General features: G+C 71.7%; 17 protein-coding genes. 9 read left to right on the top strand and 8 right to left on the bottom strand.

The genetic code is table 11. From position 1 onward, the window contains the following. Nucleotides 1–113: 113 nt before the first annotated feature. Entirely contained in the window at nucleotides 114–1,118 is a 1,005-nt protein-coding gene (locus tag ASF89_RS03820; RefSeq protein WP_055812164.1) for an ATP-binding cassette domain-containing protein, read from the top strand. Continuing rightward, entirely contained in the window at nucleotides 1,115–1,960 is an 846-nt protein-coding gene (locus ASF89_RS03815; protein ID WP_055800328.1) for an ABC transporter permease, read from the top strand. The genes ASF89_RS03820 and ASF89_RS03815 overlap by 4 nt, the downstream gene beginning before the upstream one ends. A gap of 19 nt (nucleotides 1,961–1,979) precedes the next feature. Here the strand turns inward: ASF89_RS03815 and ASF89_RS03810 are convergent, their stop codons facing one another. Next, complete coding sequence (locus ASF89_RS03810) at nucleotides 1,980–2,663, bottom strand: TetR/AcrR family transcriptional regulator (protein ID WP_055800325.1); 684 nt, start codon at nucleotides 2,661–2,663, stop codon at nucleotides 1,980–1,982. A gap of 77 nt (nucleotides 2,664–2,740) precedes the next feature. On the opposite strand from ASF89_RS03810, the gene ASF89_RS03805 reads away from it, so the two are divergent. Then, on the top strand, nucleotides 2,741–3,985 hold the full coding sequence (locus ASF89_RS03805) for an MFS transporter (protein WP_055812161.1): 1,245 nt from the start codon (nucleotides 2,741–2,743) through the stop codon (nucleotides 3,983–3,985). Nucleotides 3,986–4,009: 24 nt separating this feature from the next. On the opposite strand, the gene ASF89_RS03800 is transcribed toward ASF89_RS03805, so the two are convergent. The 3 genes from ASF89_RS03800 to ASF89_RS03790 form a co-directional block, all read right to left on the bottom strand. Beyond that, complete coding sequence (locus tag ASF89_RS03800; protein WP_055800319.1) at nucleotides 4,010–4,246, bottom strand: hypothetical protein; 237 nt, start codon at nucleotides 4,244–4,246, stop codon at nucleotides 4,010–4,012. Nucleotides 4,247–4,301: 55 nt separating this feature from the next. Then, complete coding sequence (locus ASF89_RS03795; protein ID WP_055800835.1) at nucleotides 4,302–4,508, bottom strand: DUF2945 domain-containing protein; 207 nt, start codon at nucleotides 4,506–4,508, stop codon at nucleotides 4,302–4,304. A gap of 183 nt (nucleotides 4,509–4,691) precedes the next feature. Further along, nucleotides 4,692–5,411, bottom strand: a complete 720-nt coding sequence (locus tag ASF89_RS03790) for a LysR family transcriptional regulator substrate-binding protein (protein ID WP_055812158.1) — start codon at nucleotides 5,409–5,411, stop codon at nucleotides 4,692–4,694. A gap of 80 nt (nucleotides 5,412–5,491) precedes the next feature. On the opposite strand from ASF89_RS03790, the gene ASF89_RS03785 reads away from it, so the two are divergent. The 3 genes from ASF89_RS03785 (at nucleotide 5,492) to ASF89_RS03775 (ending at nucleotide 7,959) form a co-directional block, all read left to right on the top strand. Then, complete coding sequence (locus ASF89_RS03785; protein ID WP_055800313.1) at nucleotides 5,492–5,914, top strand: DUF5997 family protein; 423 nt, start codon at nucleotides 5,492–5,494, stop codon at nucleotides 5,912–5,914. 44 nt (nucleotides 5,915–5,958) lie between these two features. Further along, a complete protein-coding gene (locus ASF89_RS03780) occupies nucleotides 5,959–6,855 on the top strand; it encodes a neutral zinc metallopeptidase (RefSeq protein WP_055800309.1) in 897 nt (298 codons plus the stop codon). A gap of 102 nt (nucleotides 6,856–6,957) precedes the next feature. Continuing rightward, nucleotides 6,958–7,959, top strand: a complete 1,002-nt coding sequence (locus ASF89_RS03775) for an NADP-dependent oxidoreductase (RefSeq protein WP_055800306.1) — start codon at nucleotides 6,958–6,960, stop codon at nucleotides 7,957–7,959. Nucleotides 7,960–8,017: 58 nt separating this feature from the next. Here ASF89_RS03775 and ASF89_RS03770 read toward each other — a convergent pair whose 3' ends face one another. Next, complete coding sequence (locus ASF89_RS03770; protein WP_055812154.1) at nucleotides 8,018–8,962, bottom strand: carbohydrate kinase family protein; 945 nt, start codon at nucleotides 8,960–8,962, stop codon at nucleotides 8,018–8,020. Nucleotides 8,963–9,065: 103 nt separating this feature from the next. Here ASF89_RS03770 and ASF89_RS03765 point away from each other — a divergent pair, with 103 nt between their 5' ends. Further along, nucleotides 9,066–10,007, top strand: coding sequence for an ROK family protein (locus tag ASF89_RS03765; protein WP_055812151.1), 942 nt, complete (start codon nucleotides 9,066–9,068; stop codon nucleotides 10,005–10,007). Between the two features lie 153 nt (nucleotides 10,008–10,160). After that, nucleotides 10,161–11,204: an NAD(P)-dependent alcohol dehydrogenase gene (locus ASF89_RS03760; protein ID WP_055800297.1), complete on the top strand. Its 1,044-nt coding sequence runs from the start codon at nucleotides 10,161–10,163 to the stop codon at nucleotides 11,202–11,204. An 84-nt stretch (nucleotides 11,205–11,288) separates the two neighbouring features. Here the strand turns inward: ASF89_RS03760 and ASF89_RS03755 are convergent, their stop codons facing one another. The 3 genes from ASF89_RS03755 to ASF89_RS03745 form a co-directional block, all read right to left on the bottom strand. Beyond that, on the bottom strand, nucleotides 11,289–11,810 hold the full coding sequence (locus ASF89_RS03755) for a MarR family winged helix-turn-helix transcriptional regulator (protein ID WP_055812147.1): 522 nt from the start codon (nucleotides 11,808–11,810) through the stop codon (nucleotides 11,289–11,291). Next, nucleotides 11,791–13,716: an MDR family MFS transporter gene (locus ASF89_RS03750; RefSeq protein WP_055812144.1), complete on the bottom strand. Its 1,926-nt coding sequence runs from the start codon at nucleotides 13,714–13,716 to the stop codon at nucleotides 11,791–11,793. The genes ASF89_RS03755 and ASF89_RS03750 overlap by 20 nt, the downstream gene beginning before the upstream one ends. A gap of 273 nt (nucleotides 13,717–13,989) precedes the next feature. Next, nucleotides 13,990–15,123 (bottom strand): AI-2E family transporter, encoded by a 1,134-nt coding sequence (locus tag ASF89_RS03745; RefSeq protein WP_055800288.1) that lies wholly within the window; start codon nucleotides 15,121–15,123, stop codon nucleotides 13,990–13,992. Nucleotides 15,124–15,241: 118 nt separating this feature from the next. Between ASF89_RS03745 and ASF89_RS03740 the strand changes: the two genes are divergently transcribed. Further along, complete coding sequence (locus ASF89_RS03740; protein ID WP_055812141.1) at nucleotides 15,242–15,784, top strand: metallophosphoesterase; 543 nt, start codon at nucleotides 15,242–15,244, stop codon at nucleotides 15,782–15,784. Nucleotides 15,785–15,832 lie beyond the last annotated feature (48 nt).

The raw sequence follows: 15,832 nt of genomic DNA, 5'->3' as shown, positions 1-15,832 counted from the left end.
ACCCGGCATCCGGAACTGATGAAATATCACTGGCGCGCAGGCCGGTACCGCGCTACCTTGAGCGCGTCCGGGACCGCTCCCCGGAACCGACGGCAGCGGAGGACGGATCACTCATGGCCATGATCGAAGCACGGGGCCTCACCAAGACCTACCGGTCGAAGTCCGGGCCGGTGCACGCTCTGAACGGGCTCGACCTGACGGTGCCCGAAGGCACGGTCAAGGCCCTGCTCGGCCCCAACGGCGCCGGCAAGACCACGGTCGTGAAGATGCTGACCACCCTCGAACGACCGGACACCGGCACGGCGACCATCGCCGGTCTCGACGTCGTCGCCGACGCCCAGGCCGTCCGGCGATCGATCGGCGTCTCGGGTCAGTACGCCGCCGTCGACGAGAACCTCACGGGCTTCGAGAACCTCGACATGATCGGGCGGCTCTACCACCTCGGCGCGAAGGTCTCCCGCGAGCGTGCTCGCGAGCTCATCGACGTGTTCGACCTGTCCGCCGCGGGCGATCGACCGGTCAAGGGCTTCTCGGGCGGCATGCGCCGCCGCATCGACCTCGCCGGCGCCCTCGTCACGAACCCGCGCGTGCTGTTCCTCGACGAGCCCACCACGGGTCTCGACCCGCGCAGCCGGCTGGCCCTCTGGGACATCATCACCAGCCTGGTCGACGGCGGCACGACGGTGCTGCTCACCACGCAGTACCTGGAAGAGGCCGACCGCCTCGCCGACGACATCTCCGTGATCGACGGCGGCGCGGTCATCGCCGAGGGGACGGCCGATCAGCTCAAGGCGCAGGTGGGCGGTCATCGACTGGTCGTGGCGCTGGTCGACGAGACCCGATCGGCCCAGGCCGTCGAGGTCCTCCGGCGGCACGGCGACAACGAGCCCGCGATCGACGCCGACGGCCGGCAGCTCGAGGTCGCCGTCACCGACGGCCCGACCGCGCTGCAGCGGACGCTGGCCGACCTCGGCGCGGCGGGCATCGAGCTGCACGACGCCGGCATGCGGCGCCCCACCCTCGACGACGTCTTCCTCCAGCTGACCGGCCACCGCACCGGCGCGGACGACGACGCCTCCGCCACCGACGCCCCGAGCGAGAAGAAGGCCCGCGCATGACCACCACGACCGCGCTCGCGCAGACCCTCGAGCCCGCCACCGACACGGGTCTCTCGACCTGGGCCTCCGACGGCTGGACCGTCACGAAGCGGAACCTCATCAAGGTGCGCCGCTCACCCGACATGCTGATCTTCGCCGTCCTGCAGCCCATCATGTTCGTGCTGCTCTTCAGCCAGGTCTACGGCGGGGCCATCGCGGTCGAGGGCACCGACTACACGCAGTTCCTGATGGCGGGGATCTTCGCGCAGACGGTCGTCTTCGGCTCGACGTTCTCGGGTGCCGCCATGGCTCAAGACCTGAAAGAGGGCATCATCGACCGGTTCCGCACCCTGCCGATGAGCCCGTCGGCGGTGCTGATCGGCCGCACGAACAGCGACCTCGTCCTCAACACGATCTCGATGGTCATCATGATGCTGACCGGTCTCGCCGTCGGGTGGCGGGTGAACGCCTCGCCGGCGTCGTTCCTCGGCGGCGTCGCCCTGCTGCTCCTGTTCAGCTACTCGTTCAGCTGGGTCATGGCGCTGCTCGGCATGAGCGTCAAGACCCCCGAGACGATCAACAACGCCTCGTTCATGATCCTGTTCCCGCTGACCTTCGTCTCGAACGCGTTCGTGCCGAGCGACACCCTGCCGACGGCCCTGCGCGTCTTCGCCGAATGGAACCCGGTCTCGTCGCTCGTCCAGGCCGCCCGCACGTCGTTCGGCAACCTCGGGAACACCCCGGTGCCCGACATCTGGACCATGCAGCACCCCTACGCGACCGTGCTCATCGGCATCACCGTCATGCTCGTCGTGTTCGTGCCCCTCTGCATCCGCAAGTTCCAGCGGATCAGCGCGAAGTGACCGAGGAGGCGCGGGTCGGCTACGGCCGTCGCCGCGCCTCCTCGCGGACCGCCTCGTCGAGCTCGCTCGTCGGCACGGTCAGCACGCTGCCGATCACGAGCCGCATGAGCTCGGCGACGTTCACCGCGTCGCGTTCGTACAGCCACTGCAGCTGCAGGCCGTCCTGGACGGCGAGCACGACGCGCGCCGCGGCGGCGGCGGAGTACCCCGGCCGCAGCCAGCCCCGGTCCGCCGCGACCGAGAGGTACGCCGTCGTCGAGCGGACGATCCGGTCGTAGTAGTCGCGGTAGTACTCGTGCGCCGGGTGCTCGCTCGAGACGGCCTCGGCCGACGCCGTGATGAAGAGCGAGATGACGACGGGCACGTCGACGTTGTACTCGGCCAGTTCGACGAGCTCGTCGACGCGCATGCCGCCCTCGTCGTCGAAGTGCCGCCGCAGGCGCTCGTCGCGGCGGCGCAGAACGGCCATGAGCAGTTCGTCCTTCGTCGGGAAGTAGTGCATCAGCGACTGATGCGACACCCCGCACTGCCGAGCGATCTCGCGGAGCGACGCCCCGTGGAAGCCCACCTGTCCGAAGACCGGCAGCGCGGCGTCGAGGATCGCCTCGCGCTTGGCGATGCCCTTGCGATAGCGGCCCGGCTCGCGCAGGCTCCCGGCGGCGGCGTCCACGGCCGGGGCGGGTGCGGGGGCGGAGTCATCCATCGGGGTCAGCCTAGGTCGTGGTCACCCCCCATGACGGCGATCGGGTGGTGACGCCCGGTGCGGCATAGAGTCGAGCGATGCCCTGGTCGCTGCTGCGGATCCCCGCCTTCCGGGCCCTGTGGCTCGGGCGCCTGGTGTCGTGGATCGGCAGCGGGTTCGCCCCGATCGCGATCGTGTTCGCCGCGATCGACCTCGGCGCCGACGCCGTCGATCTCGGTCTCGTCGTCGTGGCCCGGTCGCTGCCGAACATCCTGCTGCTGATCTTCGGCGGGGTGCTCGCCGACCGCCATCCGCGACGCCTCGTGGCCGTCGTGTCGTCGTTCGTCTCGGCGGGCTCGCTGATCGTCGCCGCAGTGCTCATGCTGACCGAGACCGAGACGCTCGTCACCCTCGCGGTGATCAGCGCGGTCAACGGCGCCGCCGCCGCGTTCTTCGGGCCCGCCACGAACGCGCTCGTCCGCGACACGGTGAGCGACCGCTCGATCGGCGACGCCACGGTGCTCGTGCGGGTCGGGGCGAACGTCGGCCTGATCGTCGGCCTCGCCGCCGGCGGGGCGGTCGTCGGCACGGTCGGTTCGGGTCTCGCCCTGGCTCTCGGCGGAGCGGTGTTCGCGGTGGCGGCCGTCGTGTTCGTGGGCCTCCCCGGCGACGCGGCCCGCGCCTCCGGGGGGACGTCGCTGCTGGCCGACCTCGGCAGCGGTCTCGGCTTCGTCGTGCGGACCCCCTGGCTGACGGCCGCGGCCGCGCTGGCGTTCGTCTTCCAGTTCGCCTTCGCGGGCGGCGTCCACGTGCTCGGGCCCCTGATCGCCGACCAGACGTTCGGTCGCCTGCTCTGGGGCTACGCCGGCGCCGTGCAGACCCTCGGGCTGATCGTCGGCGCCTTCTGGGCCGGATCGCTGCGCGGGCGGGTGCGGCTGTGGGTCGCCTGCCTCGGCGCCGGGGCCCTGGCGGCACCCCTGCTCCTGCTGTCGTTCGCGCTCGAGACCGACCCCGTCGTGTTCGATCCGCTGCACTGGTTCTTCTGGATCAGCGTCGGCCTCTTCGTCGCCAGCGTCGGTCTCGAGGTCTTCACGGTGCCGCTCGACGTCGCCGTGCAGCAGCTCGTGCCCGGGGCGTACCGGGGCCGCGTGTTCTCGGTCCTGGCCGTGGGCTCGCTCGCGGGAATCCCCCTCGGCGAGGTACTGATCGGACCGCTCACCGAGCTCGTCGGCACGCCCGTCGCCCTGGTCGCCCTGGCCGGGCTCGTGCTCGTCGTCGCGACCGGTGTCGCCCTCAGCCCGCGCGTGCGCCGGGTGGACGCCCCGGAGGCGCGGGTCGGCTGACCCCGCACCCCCGGGAGGCGCCGGTCAGCTGTACTCGCCGCGCTCGATGGCCTCGGCGTACTTGCGGACGTCCGGGCCGGGCTCGTAGTCGATGAAGCGGTCCTTGACGGCGTCGTTGATCGCCTTGTAGGCCTCTTCCCACGACTCGCCGGAGTGGGCGGCGGCCGCATCGCGCACGGCCTCCTGCAGCACGCGGTCGGAGTCGGTCAGGATCTTGTCGCGCGCCTCGTCGTTCCAGCGCACATCGGTCAGGTCGGCCATGGTGTCTCCTCGGTTCGTGGTGTGGTGGGGCGGTGCGTGCGCGGCCGGACGGCCGTCACTCGCTCGTGCTCAGGGCGGATTCCTTGTGAGCCGCCGTCGAGCCGCTCTTGTCGCTCTCGACGATGAAGTAGGGCTCGTCGTGCGAGGCCTTGAACTTCTGGCCGTCGTGCTCGAACTCCGAGACGCGCTTCTCCTTGACGGTGCCGTGGGTCTCGCCCTGCGGGGTGTTCCAGGTGACGTGGTCTCCCTTGCTGAACGTCATCGCGCCTCCTTCGTCTGCGCCGACCGCCATCGGCCGGTCGTCGATGCGATCGTGGCGTGGACGGTACGCCCGCGAGCCGCCGGGCGACTCAGCCCCGAGGGGTAGGGGCGAGGGAGCCTCGGGTGTACCCCTCGACGTACCCCGCGGTCGCGCCGAGGCCTCGGGTCGAGCAGGTCGCCCGGGTCAGCGTCCGCGGCGGGGGCGGCTGCGGCCGGTGCCGCGCTGCGGGCCGCGGCCCTGCGGCGGCGTGCGCTTCGGCTTCGCACCGCGGGGGTCGGGGGCCGACCCCTTCTTCGCCGGGGCGGTCTGCTCGGGTTCGTCGCGCCTCCTGGTCCGACTGCTGCGGGCGGTGCGGCCCCGGACGACGCCGACGAAGTCGTCGGTGTCGTCGTCGGTGCGGTCGACCAGCCAGACGAGCGCGACGACGGTCGGCTCGAGATCGGACACGAAGCGGTAGGTGAGCCCGCTGCGCGAGTGGAGCCGGGCGATCGACTGCGGCACGACGGCGACGCCCGAGCCGGTGGCCGCGACGTCGACGGCCTGGGCGTCGGTCAGGGTCGGGTCGAGGTCGTGACGCGTCTGACCCTCGAGATCGGCGGCGGTCAGCTCGTGCTCGATGCCGAGCGCCGCGAGCGGGTGGTCCTTCGAGACGACGACGACGGCGCGCTCGTCATAGAGGCGGATGACCGAATGGTCATCGTCGGTCGCGAGCGGCAGACGGGCGAGCAGCATGTCGACGGGGTCGTCGCCGGTCAGGGAGTCCAGGGCGCGGGCGGGGTCCGCCTCGACGACGGTCAGGGGCAGATCGGTGCGGCGCTCCTGCCAGAGGCGCGACCACTTCGACAGCGTGACGCCGGGGACGAACCCGATGCGGAAGGAGGCGCGGGTCGGCTCGGTCGTCATCGCCCCAGGGTACCGGGGCCGGGCGCCCGGTCGGCCCCGGTCGCGTCGGTGCGCGGCGGCCTACCGGTACCCTTGCGGTCATGACCCAGAAGACCCCGCAGACGCTCAAGCCCTTCACTGCCGCGAAGAAGCTCGGGGTGCACCTGCCGGCGACGCCCGAGTCGTTCCAGAACACGCCCGTCACGCGCGAGGAGTTCGCCGAGCTCACGGCCAACCCGCCCGAGTGGCTCGCCGAGCTGCGCCGCACGGGGCCGCACCCCCGACCGGTCGTGGCGCAGAAGCTCGGCGTCACCATCTCGGGCCTCGCCCGGGCCGGCGTCGACGACGCCCTCACCACCGACGAGATCCACGACCTGCTGAAGGAGATGCCCGCCTGGCTGGTCACCGAGCGCGCGAACCTGGCCGAGGTCCGCGACGAGGAGCAGCGCGTGAAGGACCGCGACGCCGGTCGCGCCCTGCTCCGCGCCGAGCGCGAGCGCGCCGAGGGCGGCGACCCGGCCTGATCTCGACGGGCCGCGGCTCCCGCGACCCGCGTACCTTCTGACGCATGTCATTCAACGACGATGCGCGCATCGACAGCAGCAAGGTCCGACGGCGCGGCCGGGGTCGCACCACCGGCATCGCGGCCGGCGGGACGGGCATCGTGGCGATCATCGTCGTCGCCCTGGTCAACCAGTTCACCGGGGTCGACCTCAGCGGACTGGTCGGCGGGTCGACGGGCGGCAGCCCCGAGCAGATCGCCGCCGCCCCGCTCGAGGGCTGCACCACCGGCGCCGACGCGAACGCGAGCATCGACTGTCGCATGGCGGGGGCCGCCGACTCGCTCGACACCTACTGGACAGCCGAGGCCCCGACCCTCGGCCTCGGCGACTACGCCACCCCCGACTTCTTCCTCTTCACGTCGTCGGTCGACACCGGTTGCGGCGGCGCGACGAGCGCCACCGGGCCGTTCTACTGCCCGCCCGACCGGGCGCTCTACGTCGACACCGACTTCTTCGACCAGCTGCGCGAGCAGTACGGGGCCAGCGCCGGACCGCTCGCTCAGATGTACGTCGTCGGCCACGAGTGGGGCCACCACATCCAGCAGCTGACCGGCGCCTTCGACCGCGCCGACCGCACGGCCACCGGGCCGGGCTCCGACACGATCCGGCTCGAGGTCCAGGCCGACTGCTACGCGGGCGCCTGGGTCGGGGCCGCGTCGACGGTCGAGGACGACGCGGGGACGACGTTCCTCGAGCCGGTGACCGATGCGCAGATCGCCGACGCGCTCGACGCCGCCGCCGCCGTCGGCGACGACCGGATCCAGGAGGCGTCGGGTGGCCGGGTCGACTCCGACAGCTGGACCCACGGCTCGGCCGAGCAGCGTCAGCGGTGGTTCGACACCGGGCGCGCCGGTGGTCCCGCCGCCTGCGACACCTTCTCGGTGCCGACCGACCGGCTGTAGACCGCGAGCACCTGACGGCCGCTCTGCGCGTGTCGGGCCCCGCCTCTGGACGTCCGCGCCGCCGCGGGCGCAGAATCAGGCAACGCCACGAGGAGGTCGCACATGAGTCGCACCGGAAGAGCCGTCGAGTTCGATCGCTACGGAGACGTCGACGAGCTGCACTTCGTCACCCAGGAGCTGCCCGTCCCCGATGACGACGAGGTCGTCGTCGAGGTCGTCTGCGCGGGCCTGAACCACATCGAGAACTTCATCCGGAAGGGCGACTTCACCGACCGCCTGCCGCTGGAGTTCCCCGCACGTCAGGGGTCGTGCTTCGCCGGCATCATCAAGAAGCGCGGCTCGGCCGTGCGCGACTTCGCGGTCGGCGCCGAGGTGATCGGGCACGCGATCGGAGGCGGAGCGCATGCGACGTACGTCACCGTCCCCGCCTCGGCGATCGTGAAGAAGCCGTCGAACGTGCCGTGGGAGGTCGCCGGCGGGCTCTATCTCGCCGGGGCGACCGCCTACGACGTCGTCCGGTCGCTGCACCTCGGGCCGGGCGACATCGTCGTCATCACCGCGGCGGCCGGCGGCGTCGGTCACATCGAGTGCCAGCTCGCCCTCGCGGCCGGCGCCAAGGTCATCGGCACGTGCAGCCCGCCGAACCACGACTACCTGCGCTCGATCGGCATCACGCCGATCACGTACGGCGACGGCCTGCAGGAACGCATCGAGAAGGCCGCCGGCCGGCCGGTCACGGCGTTCATCGACAACTTCGGCGGCGACAACCCGGCGCTGGCCACGGCGCTGGGGGTGTCGGAGGCGCGGTTCAGCTCGAGCGAGCAGCGTCTCGACATCGAGATGCGCTACATCCGGCCCGAGCGCGACGACGCCGAGCCCGCCATGGTGCTGGCCGCCGTCGCCAAGCTGATCGCCGAGAACAAGGTGCGCGTGCTGATCTCGGGCTTCTACCCGTTCGACTACATCGCGCAGGCGTTCGACGACCTGGCCGAGCACCACTCGCGCGGCAAGGTCGTCGTCGGCATGCAGCCGGTCGAGACCGGTGCGCGCTCGCACTGGTACCTGTCGGGCAAGGCGCGCAGCACCCACGAGGCGACCGCCTGATCCCTGCGTGTCGCGCACCGCGCCTCCTCGGATCCGCTCCGAGGAGGCGCGGCACCGTTCAGAGCGTCGGCGAGCGCAGCAGCGCGCCCGGCGAGCGCACGGTCGCCGCGGCGACGTCCATCGCCCGACCCAGCGCGTCGGCCCAGTCGACCGAGCCGGGGTCGCGGCGGTCGGCGAGCAGCGACGAGACGATCGAGGCGAAGGTCGCGTCGCCGGCCCCCATGGTGTCCACGACGTCGCCCTCAGCGGCCGAGATGCCGCGTCGCAGCTCGTCGCGACCGGACAGCAGCAGACCGGCACCGTCGGAGCCGCGTGTGGCCAGCACTCCCCCGGCCCCGGCGGCGAGCAGCGCGTCCTGCCACTCCTCAAGCGACCGGCCCGTGACGAGGGCGGCGTCGTCGTCGCCGATCTTGACCAGGAGGCACGCGGCGGCCACGCGGGCGAACCCGGCTCCGAACGCGGTCACCTGGGCGTCGCCGCCCGGCAGGAACCCCGGGCGCGGGTTGGGGTCGACGACGAGTCGTCGCGGCTCGTCGCCGACGACGGCGAGCAGCCGGTCGGTCAGGGCGGCGTCGTCGAAGGGGTACGAGCTGACGGCGACGAGCGGCGCGGCCGCGAGCACGTCGAGCTGCTCGGGCGAGAAGTCGAGCCCGCGGTCGACGGCCGCGTCGGTGAACACGTACGAGGGCTCGCCGTCGACCCGCAGCGAGACGGCGCGGCCGGTGCCGAGCGGGTTGACGGTCGCCACGAGCTCGACCCCGTGCTCGTCGAGGAAGTCGCGGATCGAGCGGCCGTCGGCGTCGTCGCCGACGCTCGCCAGCAGCGTGGTCGGCACGCCCAGGCGGCTGAGCCCGACGGCGACGTTGAGCCCGGCGCCCCCGACGTGATCGCTCGAGCCCTCGTCGGTGCGCAGCTCGTCGATCAGCGCGTCGCCGATGACGACGACCCGCCCGTCGGCTCCGCCGTCGCTCCGGCCGTCGATGCTGCCCTCGGTGGTGGTCATGCGCGCCTCTCGTCGACGGGAGCCGCCCGGTCGGACACGCGAGGCGACACGTCACCCTAGACCGCGCCCGGTCGGCGTCGCACCCCGCCGCTACGCTGACGACGTGACCCACTACGCACTGGCCGTCGACGTCGGCGGAACCAAGGTCGAGGCCGCGCTCGTCGCCGCCGACGGCACCCTCCTGACCGGCAGCCGCGACCGCCGCCCCACGGGCGCGACGGCGACGTCCGACGAGCTGGCCGAGTCGGTGCGGGCCGTCGTCGTCCACGCGCTGGGCGCCCTGCCCGAGGGCGATGCGCTCGTGGGCGCGGGCATCGGCAGCGCCGGCCCCGTCGACCTCGTCGCGGGCACCGTGTCGCCGATCAACCTCCCGGCCTGGCGCGGGTACCCCCTGCGCGAGCTGGTGACCTCCCTCGCGGCCTCGACGCTGCCCGACGCGGCGCCCGTCACCCTCCGGCTCGACGGCGTGAGCCTCGCCCTCGCCGAGCACTGGGTCGGCGCCACCCAGGGCGTCGACGACGCCCTCGCGATCACCGTCTCGACCGGCGTGGGCGGCGGGCTGATCGTCAATGGGCGCCTGCTGTCGGGCGGCACGGGCAACGCCGGTCACATCGGCCAGATCCAGATCGCCGACCGCCCCGCGGGCGAGAGCGCCTGGGCCGCCACGCTCGAGGTCATCGCCTCGGGGCCGAACGTCGTCGCGTGGGCCAGGGCCCAGGGCTGGCAGGGCGAGCGCGGCGAGGACCTCGCCGCGGGATACCGCGACGGCGACCCGATCGCCGTCGCCGCGGTCCGCCGCTCGGCCACCGCCGTCGGCGAGGCCATCTCGTCGGTCACGACCCTGCTCGACCTCGACGTCGCCGCGATCGGCGGCGGCTTCTCGCGGGTCAGCGACGACTACCTCGATCTGGTCCGGCAGGCCGTCGACGAGGCGCCGGTCAACGACTACGCCCGCCGGGTGCGCGTCGTCCGCTCGGGCCTCAGCGACGAGAGCCCGCTCGTGGGGGCGGCCGCCCTCGTCTGGCAGGCCGATCTGCTCGGCTGAGCCGCACCTCCTCGGTGCTCGAGCTGAGAACGGTTCCCGTCACGAGCGAGGCCCAGCCGGGCGCGCCTAGGCTCATGGAGTCCCCCACAGCGTCGTCGGAGATCAGCGCGCCCACAGACGCGCGAGTCACTCGCAACCCCCGGAGGTAACCCCATGACAACCACCGTCCCCGTCCTGCTGACGCCGTCCGCCGGCGCCCCCTTCGAGCACTCCACCGTCGAGCTGCGCGACGTCGGTCCGAACGACGTCCGGATCGACATCGCCTTCGCCGGCATCTGCCACAGCGACATCCACCAGGCCCGTGAAGAGTGGGGCAAGGCGATCTTCCCGATGGTGCCCGGCCACGAGATCGCTGGCATCGTCACCGAGGTCGGCAGCGAAGTCACCAAGCACGAGGTCGGCGATCGCGTCGGCATCGGCTGCTTCGTCGACAGCTGCCGCGAGTGCGAGAACTGCCTCGCCGGCGAGCAGCAGTTCTGCGTCAAGGGCAACGTCGCGACCTACAACGGCCGCCAGTACTCGGGCGAGCCCACCTACGGCGGCTACGCCAAGCAGATCGTCGCCGACGAGAACTACGTGCTCTCGATCCCCGAGGGCATCGCGCTCGACGAGGCGGCCCCGCTGCTCTGCGCCGGGATCACCACCTATTCGCCGCTGAAGCACTGGGGCGCCGGCCCCGGCAAGAAGGTCGCCGTCGTCGGCATGGGCGGCCTCGGTCACATGGCCGTCAAGATCGCGCACGCCATGGGCGCCGAGGTCACCGTCATCAGCCAGACGCTGTCGAAGCAGGAGGACGGCCTGAAGCTCGGCGCCGACCACTACTACGCCTCGAGCGACCCGTCGACGTTCTCGGACCTGAAGAACTCGTTCGACCTGATCATCAACACGATCTCGGCCGACATGGACATCGACGCCTACGCGCGCACCCTGCGCCTCAACGGCACCATGGTGTTCGTCGGCCTGCCCGAGAACCCGCAGTCGTTCCGGGCCGGCTCGCTCATCGGCGGCCGTCGCAGCCTCGCCGGCTCGAACATCGGCGGCATCCCCGAGACCCAGGAGATGCTCGACTTCTGCGCCGAGCACCGCATCGGGGCCGAGATCGAGACGATCGGCGCCGACGAGGTCGACGAGGCCTACGAGCGCGTCGTCGCCAGCAAGGTCCGCTACCGCTTCGTGATCGACACCGCGACGATCTAGCGCCGCCTCCTCGCGAGAAAGGGACGTTCTGCCGCCGGACCACGGCGCAGAACGTCCCTCTCCGTGCAAGACGCGCGCCGGACGCTAGCGAGCGGCGGCCGCCGGAGGGGTGTTGAAGCGGCGGAGCCAGCCGGCGAACTCGGCGAGCTCGTCGTCCGTCCATCCCTCGACGTGGCTGCGGAACACGGCGCGGTTCTCGTGCCGCACCTCGAGCATCCTCGCGTCGGCCCGCTCGGTGCTGCGGAGCATCGACACGCGCCCATCGCTCGCATCCGCCACGACGTCGACGAACCCGGCCTCGCGCAGCAGCGTCACCTGACGGCTGACGGCGCTCTTGTCCATCGCCATCGCCTTGACGATGTCGCCCGCGGTGCACGGCTGGTGCTTCATCACGTACCGCAGCACGTAGAACGCGGTCGGCGGCACGTCGGGGTCGAACCGCGAGGCCGCGGCCGCGATGGTTCGCTTGGCCTCGACCATCATCGAGCCGATCTCGTCGACCACTCCGGCCATCAGGCCCTCGCGACCCCCGTCGTCCGGGCCCGGGAGGCGCGGTGCGCCTGGCACCGCGCCCGTCCGCGTCGCGTCATCGGTCCGCTGCGACATCCTTCTCCTCGACCAGGGACGAGAACACCGGGCTCTCGGCCAGCTCGTCGTCCGTCACCGGGTGACCCGCCACCTCGGCGGCACCCGTCGCGATGATCGTATCGATCGTCCCGGTGCGGGCGGCCGTGTGGGAGTGGTGGCGACGCTCGCCCGGGAGCGCGCCGGCGTCGGCATCGGAGCCGGAGGCAGAGCCGGAGCCGACGGTCGGCGACACCGGGGCGTCGCCGTCGCGGTCGCTCGGACCGTCGTCGGTCGTCACCGGGGCGCTCGAGACCGCGGGGGCCAGGGCGGCGGTGGCCGCGGCCCCCTTGGTCGCCGGCGACGCGACGTTCCCGTCGACCGGCGCCGCGCCTCCTGCGCTGCGGTCGTCGCCGTCGGTGGTCGGCGCGGCTGCGGCGGCACGCTGGATGCCGCTCTTCGTGCCGAGCTCGACGTTCGGGAGCAGGCAGACGAACACGATGGTGATGATCGCGAGCGGCGCGGCGATGAGGAACACGTCGGCGACGCCCTGGCCGTAGGCCGACTCGATGATCGTGCGGATCGGGGCGGGGACGGTGCTGAGGTCGGGGATGCTCGTGGTCGACTCGCCGCTGCCCAGGGCGCTGGGGTCGACCCCGGCGTCGGTCAGACCGTCGGTGATGTAGCCCGAGACCTTGGTGCCGAGCACGGCGCCCATGACCGAGACGCCGATGGTGCCGCCGAGGCTGCGGAAGAACGCGACGCTCGACGAGGCCGCCCCGACGACGCTCACGTCGACCGAGTTCTGGACGACGAGCACGAGGTTCTGCATGACCATGCCGATGCCGAGTCCCATCATCGCCATGTAGACGGAGACGATGACGAAGTTCGTGTCGTACTCGATGGTCGACATGAGGAACAGACCGGCCGCGAGCAGCACCGAGCCGACGATCATGTAGGGCTTCCACTTGCCGTACTTCGAGATGAGCGCACCGGCGACCATCGACGAGATGAGGAGGCCGAGCACCATCGGCAGGGTCAGGATGCCCGCCATGGTGGGCGACTGGCCGCGGGCCAGCTGCATGTACTGACCGAGGAACACGCTGGTGCCGAACATCGCGACGCCGACGCTGAGCGAGGCGACGACGGCGAAGGTGAAGGTGCGGTTGCGGAAGAGCGTCAGGGGGATGATCGGCTCCTCGGTGCGGAACTCGACGACCACGGCGAGCACGAGCAGCACGGCGGCGCCGACGCCCATCAGCCAGCTGGTGAGCGAGTTCCACTCGAACTGCTTGCCGCCGAGGGACACCCAGACGAGCAGCAGCGAGACGCCGCCGGCGATCAGGCCGGCGCCCCAGTAGTCGACGACGACCTTGCGCTTCGGCTTGGCGGGCAGGTGCAGCGTGCGCTGGATGACGATCAGGGCGGCGATGCCGACGGGCACGCCGACGAAGAAGTTCCAACGCCAGCCGATGGTGTCGGTGAGCACGCCGCCGAGCAGCGGGCCGCCGATGGTGCCGACGCTCATCACGGCGCCGAGGTAGCCCATGTAGCGGCCTCGCTCGCGCGGGCTGATGATGTCGCTCATGACGACCTGGACGAGGGCGGTCAGACCGCCGGCGCCGAGGCCCTGGAAGACGCGGAACGTGATGAGCGTCGCGGTGTTCTGCGAGAACCCGGCCGCGACCGAGGCCAGCACGAACAGCACGAGGGCCACCTGCAGCAGCACCTTGCGGTTCGTGAGGTCGGAGAACTTGCCCCAGAGCGGCGTGCTGACCGTGGTCGCGAGCAGCGTGGCGGTGATGACCCACGTGTACGAGGTCTGGCTGCCGTTCAGGTCGCTGACGATGCGCGGCAGCGAGGTCGACACGACGGTCGACGACAGGATCGCCACGAGCATGCCCATCAGCAGCCCCGACAGGGCGGTGAGGACTTCGCGGTGGCTCATGCCGGGCGCTTCGCCCGGTTCGTGCGGTGCGGCGGGCCTGGTGCCCGCGGCGGTCGTGGTCTGCGACAAGGTTCGCTCCGGTGATTCGAGATGGTGGGGACCCGACGCCGATGGCTGGTCCTGTGGTTGCAGAATGTCAACCATACTCGGTGGTTGACGATTCGCAACCATTTATCTGCAGAATCTGCACAATTCTTCGGAGGTGGGGCGGGGCGCACGAAGGAGGCGCGGTGCGAGTCGAACTCGCACCGCGCCTCCTCGGATGCAGGGCCCCTAGCGGACCTCTTCGCGTCTCTTCTGCCGGAACATCTCCGCGGGCTCGTGCTCGCCGTTCCAGACCTGGGTGATGCCCCAGGCGACGGCCATCACCGGCACCGCGATGACCGCGCCGACGACGCCGCCGAGGATCGTGCCGGCGGTCAGGGCGACCAGGATGACGAGGCCGTGCAGCTGCAGCGTGCGGCCCATCAGCACCGGCTGGAGGAAGTTGCCCTCGAGCTGGTTGACGACGACGACGACCACGACGACCCAGATCGCGGCCGGCACGCCGTTGGCCACCAGCGCGACGAGCGCGGCGAGGATGCCCGCCGCCGTCGCTCCGACGAGCGGGATGAACGCGGTGAGGAACACGACGACCGCGAGGGGCAGCGCCAGGGGCACCCCGATGATCCACAGGCCGACGCCGATGCCGATCGCGTCGACGGCCGCTACCGTCGCCGTGCCGCGGACGTACCCGCCGAGCGTCGCGACGGTCTTGTCGCCGATGCGACGGGCACGGGCGTACTGCTCGCCGCGGAACGGACGGAGCATGAACTCCCAGATGGCGGGGCCGTCCTTGAGGAAGAAGAACAGCACGACGATCATCAGCACGAGACCGGTCAGGAAGCTGCCGATGGCCGAGGCCCCGGCGAGGGCGCCCGAGCCGAACTGGGCGCTGGTGACGAAGTCGGTCACGGCGTCGATGCCGCCCTGGATCTGATCGTCGGTGATCGAGAAGGGCAGGGTCGTGACCCAGTTCTGCAGCTGCTCGATGCCCTGTGTCGCCGACTCGGCGAGCGAAGCGGCCTGGTTCTCGACGGCCCAGACGATCAGCCACGCGATGAGGCCGAGGATGATGACGACGGCGAAGAGGCAGATGAGGGTCGCCAGCACGGACGGCACCCGGTGCTTCCGCAGGAACGACACCACTGGCAGCATCGCCGACGCGAAGATGAGGGCGAGCAGCACCGGCAGGGTTACCAGGCTGAGGCTGAGGAACACGTAGATGAGGGCGGCGGCCACGATGACCACGGCGATGATCTGCACGGCGCGCGTCGCGAGCGCGCCGAAGGCGTCCGCCCAGAGCGAGTGACGCACGGCGGCGTCCTGCCGGGCCACCTCGGTGGCTTGGCTGCGGAAGAGTCCCACGGTGTCGTCCTCGTTTCTGGTCGTGCGATGCTGTCAGGCTGACGAGCCGACAGAGCAAGCCAACCCCGTTCCGACCATAACGGTCCGCATCGCTCCCGCGCGCCCCTAGCGTGGGGGGATGCCGACCTCCGTGCTCGTCGTGTCCGACACCCATGTGCCGCAGAAGGCCAAGGCCGTGCCGTCCGCCGTCTGGGCCGCCGTCGATCGCGCCGACGTGATCGTGCACGCCGGAGACTGGACGGGCCTGCCACTGCTCGACGAGTTCGAGACCCGCGCGCGCCTCCTGATCGGGGTCCGCGGCAACAACGACGGCCCCGAGTTCGACGATCGGCTGCCCGAGGTCGTCCGGACCACCGTCGACGGCGTCCGCCTCGCGGTCGTCCACGAGACCGGAGCCAAGGAGGCGCGTGAGACCCGCATGGACCGCCTCTTCCCCGAGACCGACCTGCTGCTGTTCGGCCACAGTCACATCCCCTGGGACACCACCACGCCCGCCGGGCTGCGCCTGCTCAACCCCGGCTCGCCGACGGACCGCCGCCGCCAGCCGCACGCGACGTATCTGACGCTGACGCTCGACGCGGGCGCGATCCGCGACGTCGCGCTGCACGAGCTGCCGGTCAAGGGGGCGGGGATCCTGCCCCACCCCCGCATGTCGACCTGAGGCGCGGACCGGAGGGCGGTGCGGGCCCGGCGACCCCCGGGGCCGGGC

The organism is Frigoribacterium sp. Leaf172 (assembly GCF_001424285.1).
Lineage (GTDB): Bacteria > Actinomycetota > Actinomycetes > Actinomycetales > Microbacteriaceae > Frigoribacterium.
Note: the sequence above shows the minus strand (reverse complement) of the source record. Positions and strands in the feature narration are given on the sequence as shown.

Excerpts from the sequence above, each read along its gene's own strand:
- ASF89_RS03820 (WP_055812164.1), top strand. The coding sequence starts at position 114 with ATGGCCATGATCGAAGCACGGGGCCTCACCAAGACCTACCGGTCGAAG.
- ASF89_RS03815 (WP_055800328.1), top strand. The coding sequence starts at position 1,115 with ATGACCACCACGACCGCGCTCGCGCAGACCCTCGAGCCCGCCACCGAC.
- ASF89_RS03810 (WP_055800325.1), bottom strand. The coding sequence starts at position 2,663 with ATGGATGACTCCGCCCCCGCACCCGCCCCGGCCGTGGACGCCGCCGCC.
- ASF89_RS03805 (WP_055812161.1), top strand. The coding sequence starts at position 2,741 with ATGCCCTGGTCGCTGCTGCGGATCCCCGCCTTCCGGGCCCTGTGGCTC.
- ASF89_RS03800 (WP_055800319.1), bottom strand. The coding sequence starts at position 4,246 with ATGGCCGACCTGACCGATGTGCGCTGGAACGACGAGGCGCGCGACAAG.
- ASF89_RS03795 (WP_055800835.1), bottom strand. The coding sequence starts at position 4,508 with ATGACGTTCAGCAAGGGAGACCACGTCACCTGGAACACCCCGCAGGGC.
- ASF89_RS03790 (WP_055812158.1), bottom strand. The coding sequence starts at position 5,411 with ATGACGACCGAGCCGACCCGCGCCTCCTTCCGCATCGGGTTCGTCCCC.
- ASF89_RS03785 (WP_055800313.1), top strand. The coding sequence starts at position 5,492 with ATGACCCAGAAGACCCCGCAGACGCTCAAGCCCTTCACTGCCGCGAAG.
- ASF89_RS03780 (WP_055800309.1), top strand. The coding sequence starts at position 5,959 with ATGTCATTCAACGACGATGCGCGCATCGACAGCAGCAAGGTCCGACGG.
- ASF89_RS03775 (WP_055800306.1), top strand. The coding sequence starts at position 6,958 with ATGAGTCGCACCGGAAGAGCCGTCGAGTTCGATCGCTACGGAGACGTC.
- ASF89_RS03770 (WP_055812154.1), bottom strand. The coding sequence starts at position 8,962 with ATGACCACCACCGAGGGCAGCATCGACGGCCGGAGCGACGGCGGAGCC.
- ASF89_RS03760 (WP_055800297.1), top strand. The coding sequence starts at position 10,161 with ATGACAACCACCGTCCCCGTCCTGCTGACGCCGTCCGCCGGCGCCCCC.
- ASF89_RS03755 (WP_055812147.1), bottom strand. The coding sequence starts at position 11,810 with ATGTCGCAGCGGACCGATGACGCGACGCGGACGGGCGCGGTGCCAGGC.
- ASF89_RS03750 (WP_055812144.1), bottom strand. The coding sequence starts at position 13,716 with ATGAGCCACCGCGAAGTCCTCACCGCCCTGTCGGGGCTGCTGATGGGC.
- ASF89_RS03740 (WP_055812141.1), top strand. The coding sequence starts at position 15,242 with ATGCCGACCTCCGTGCTCGTCGTGTCCGACACCCATGTGCCGCAGAAG.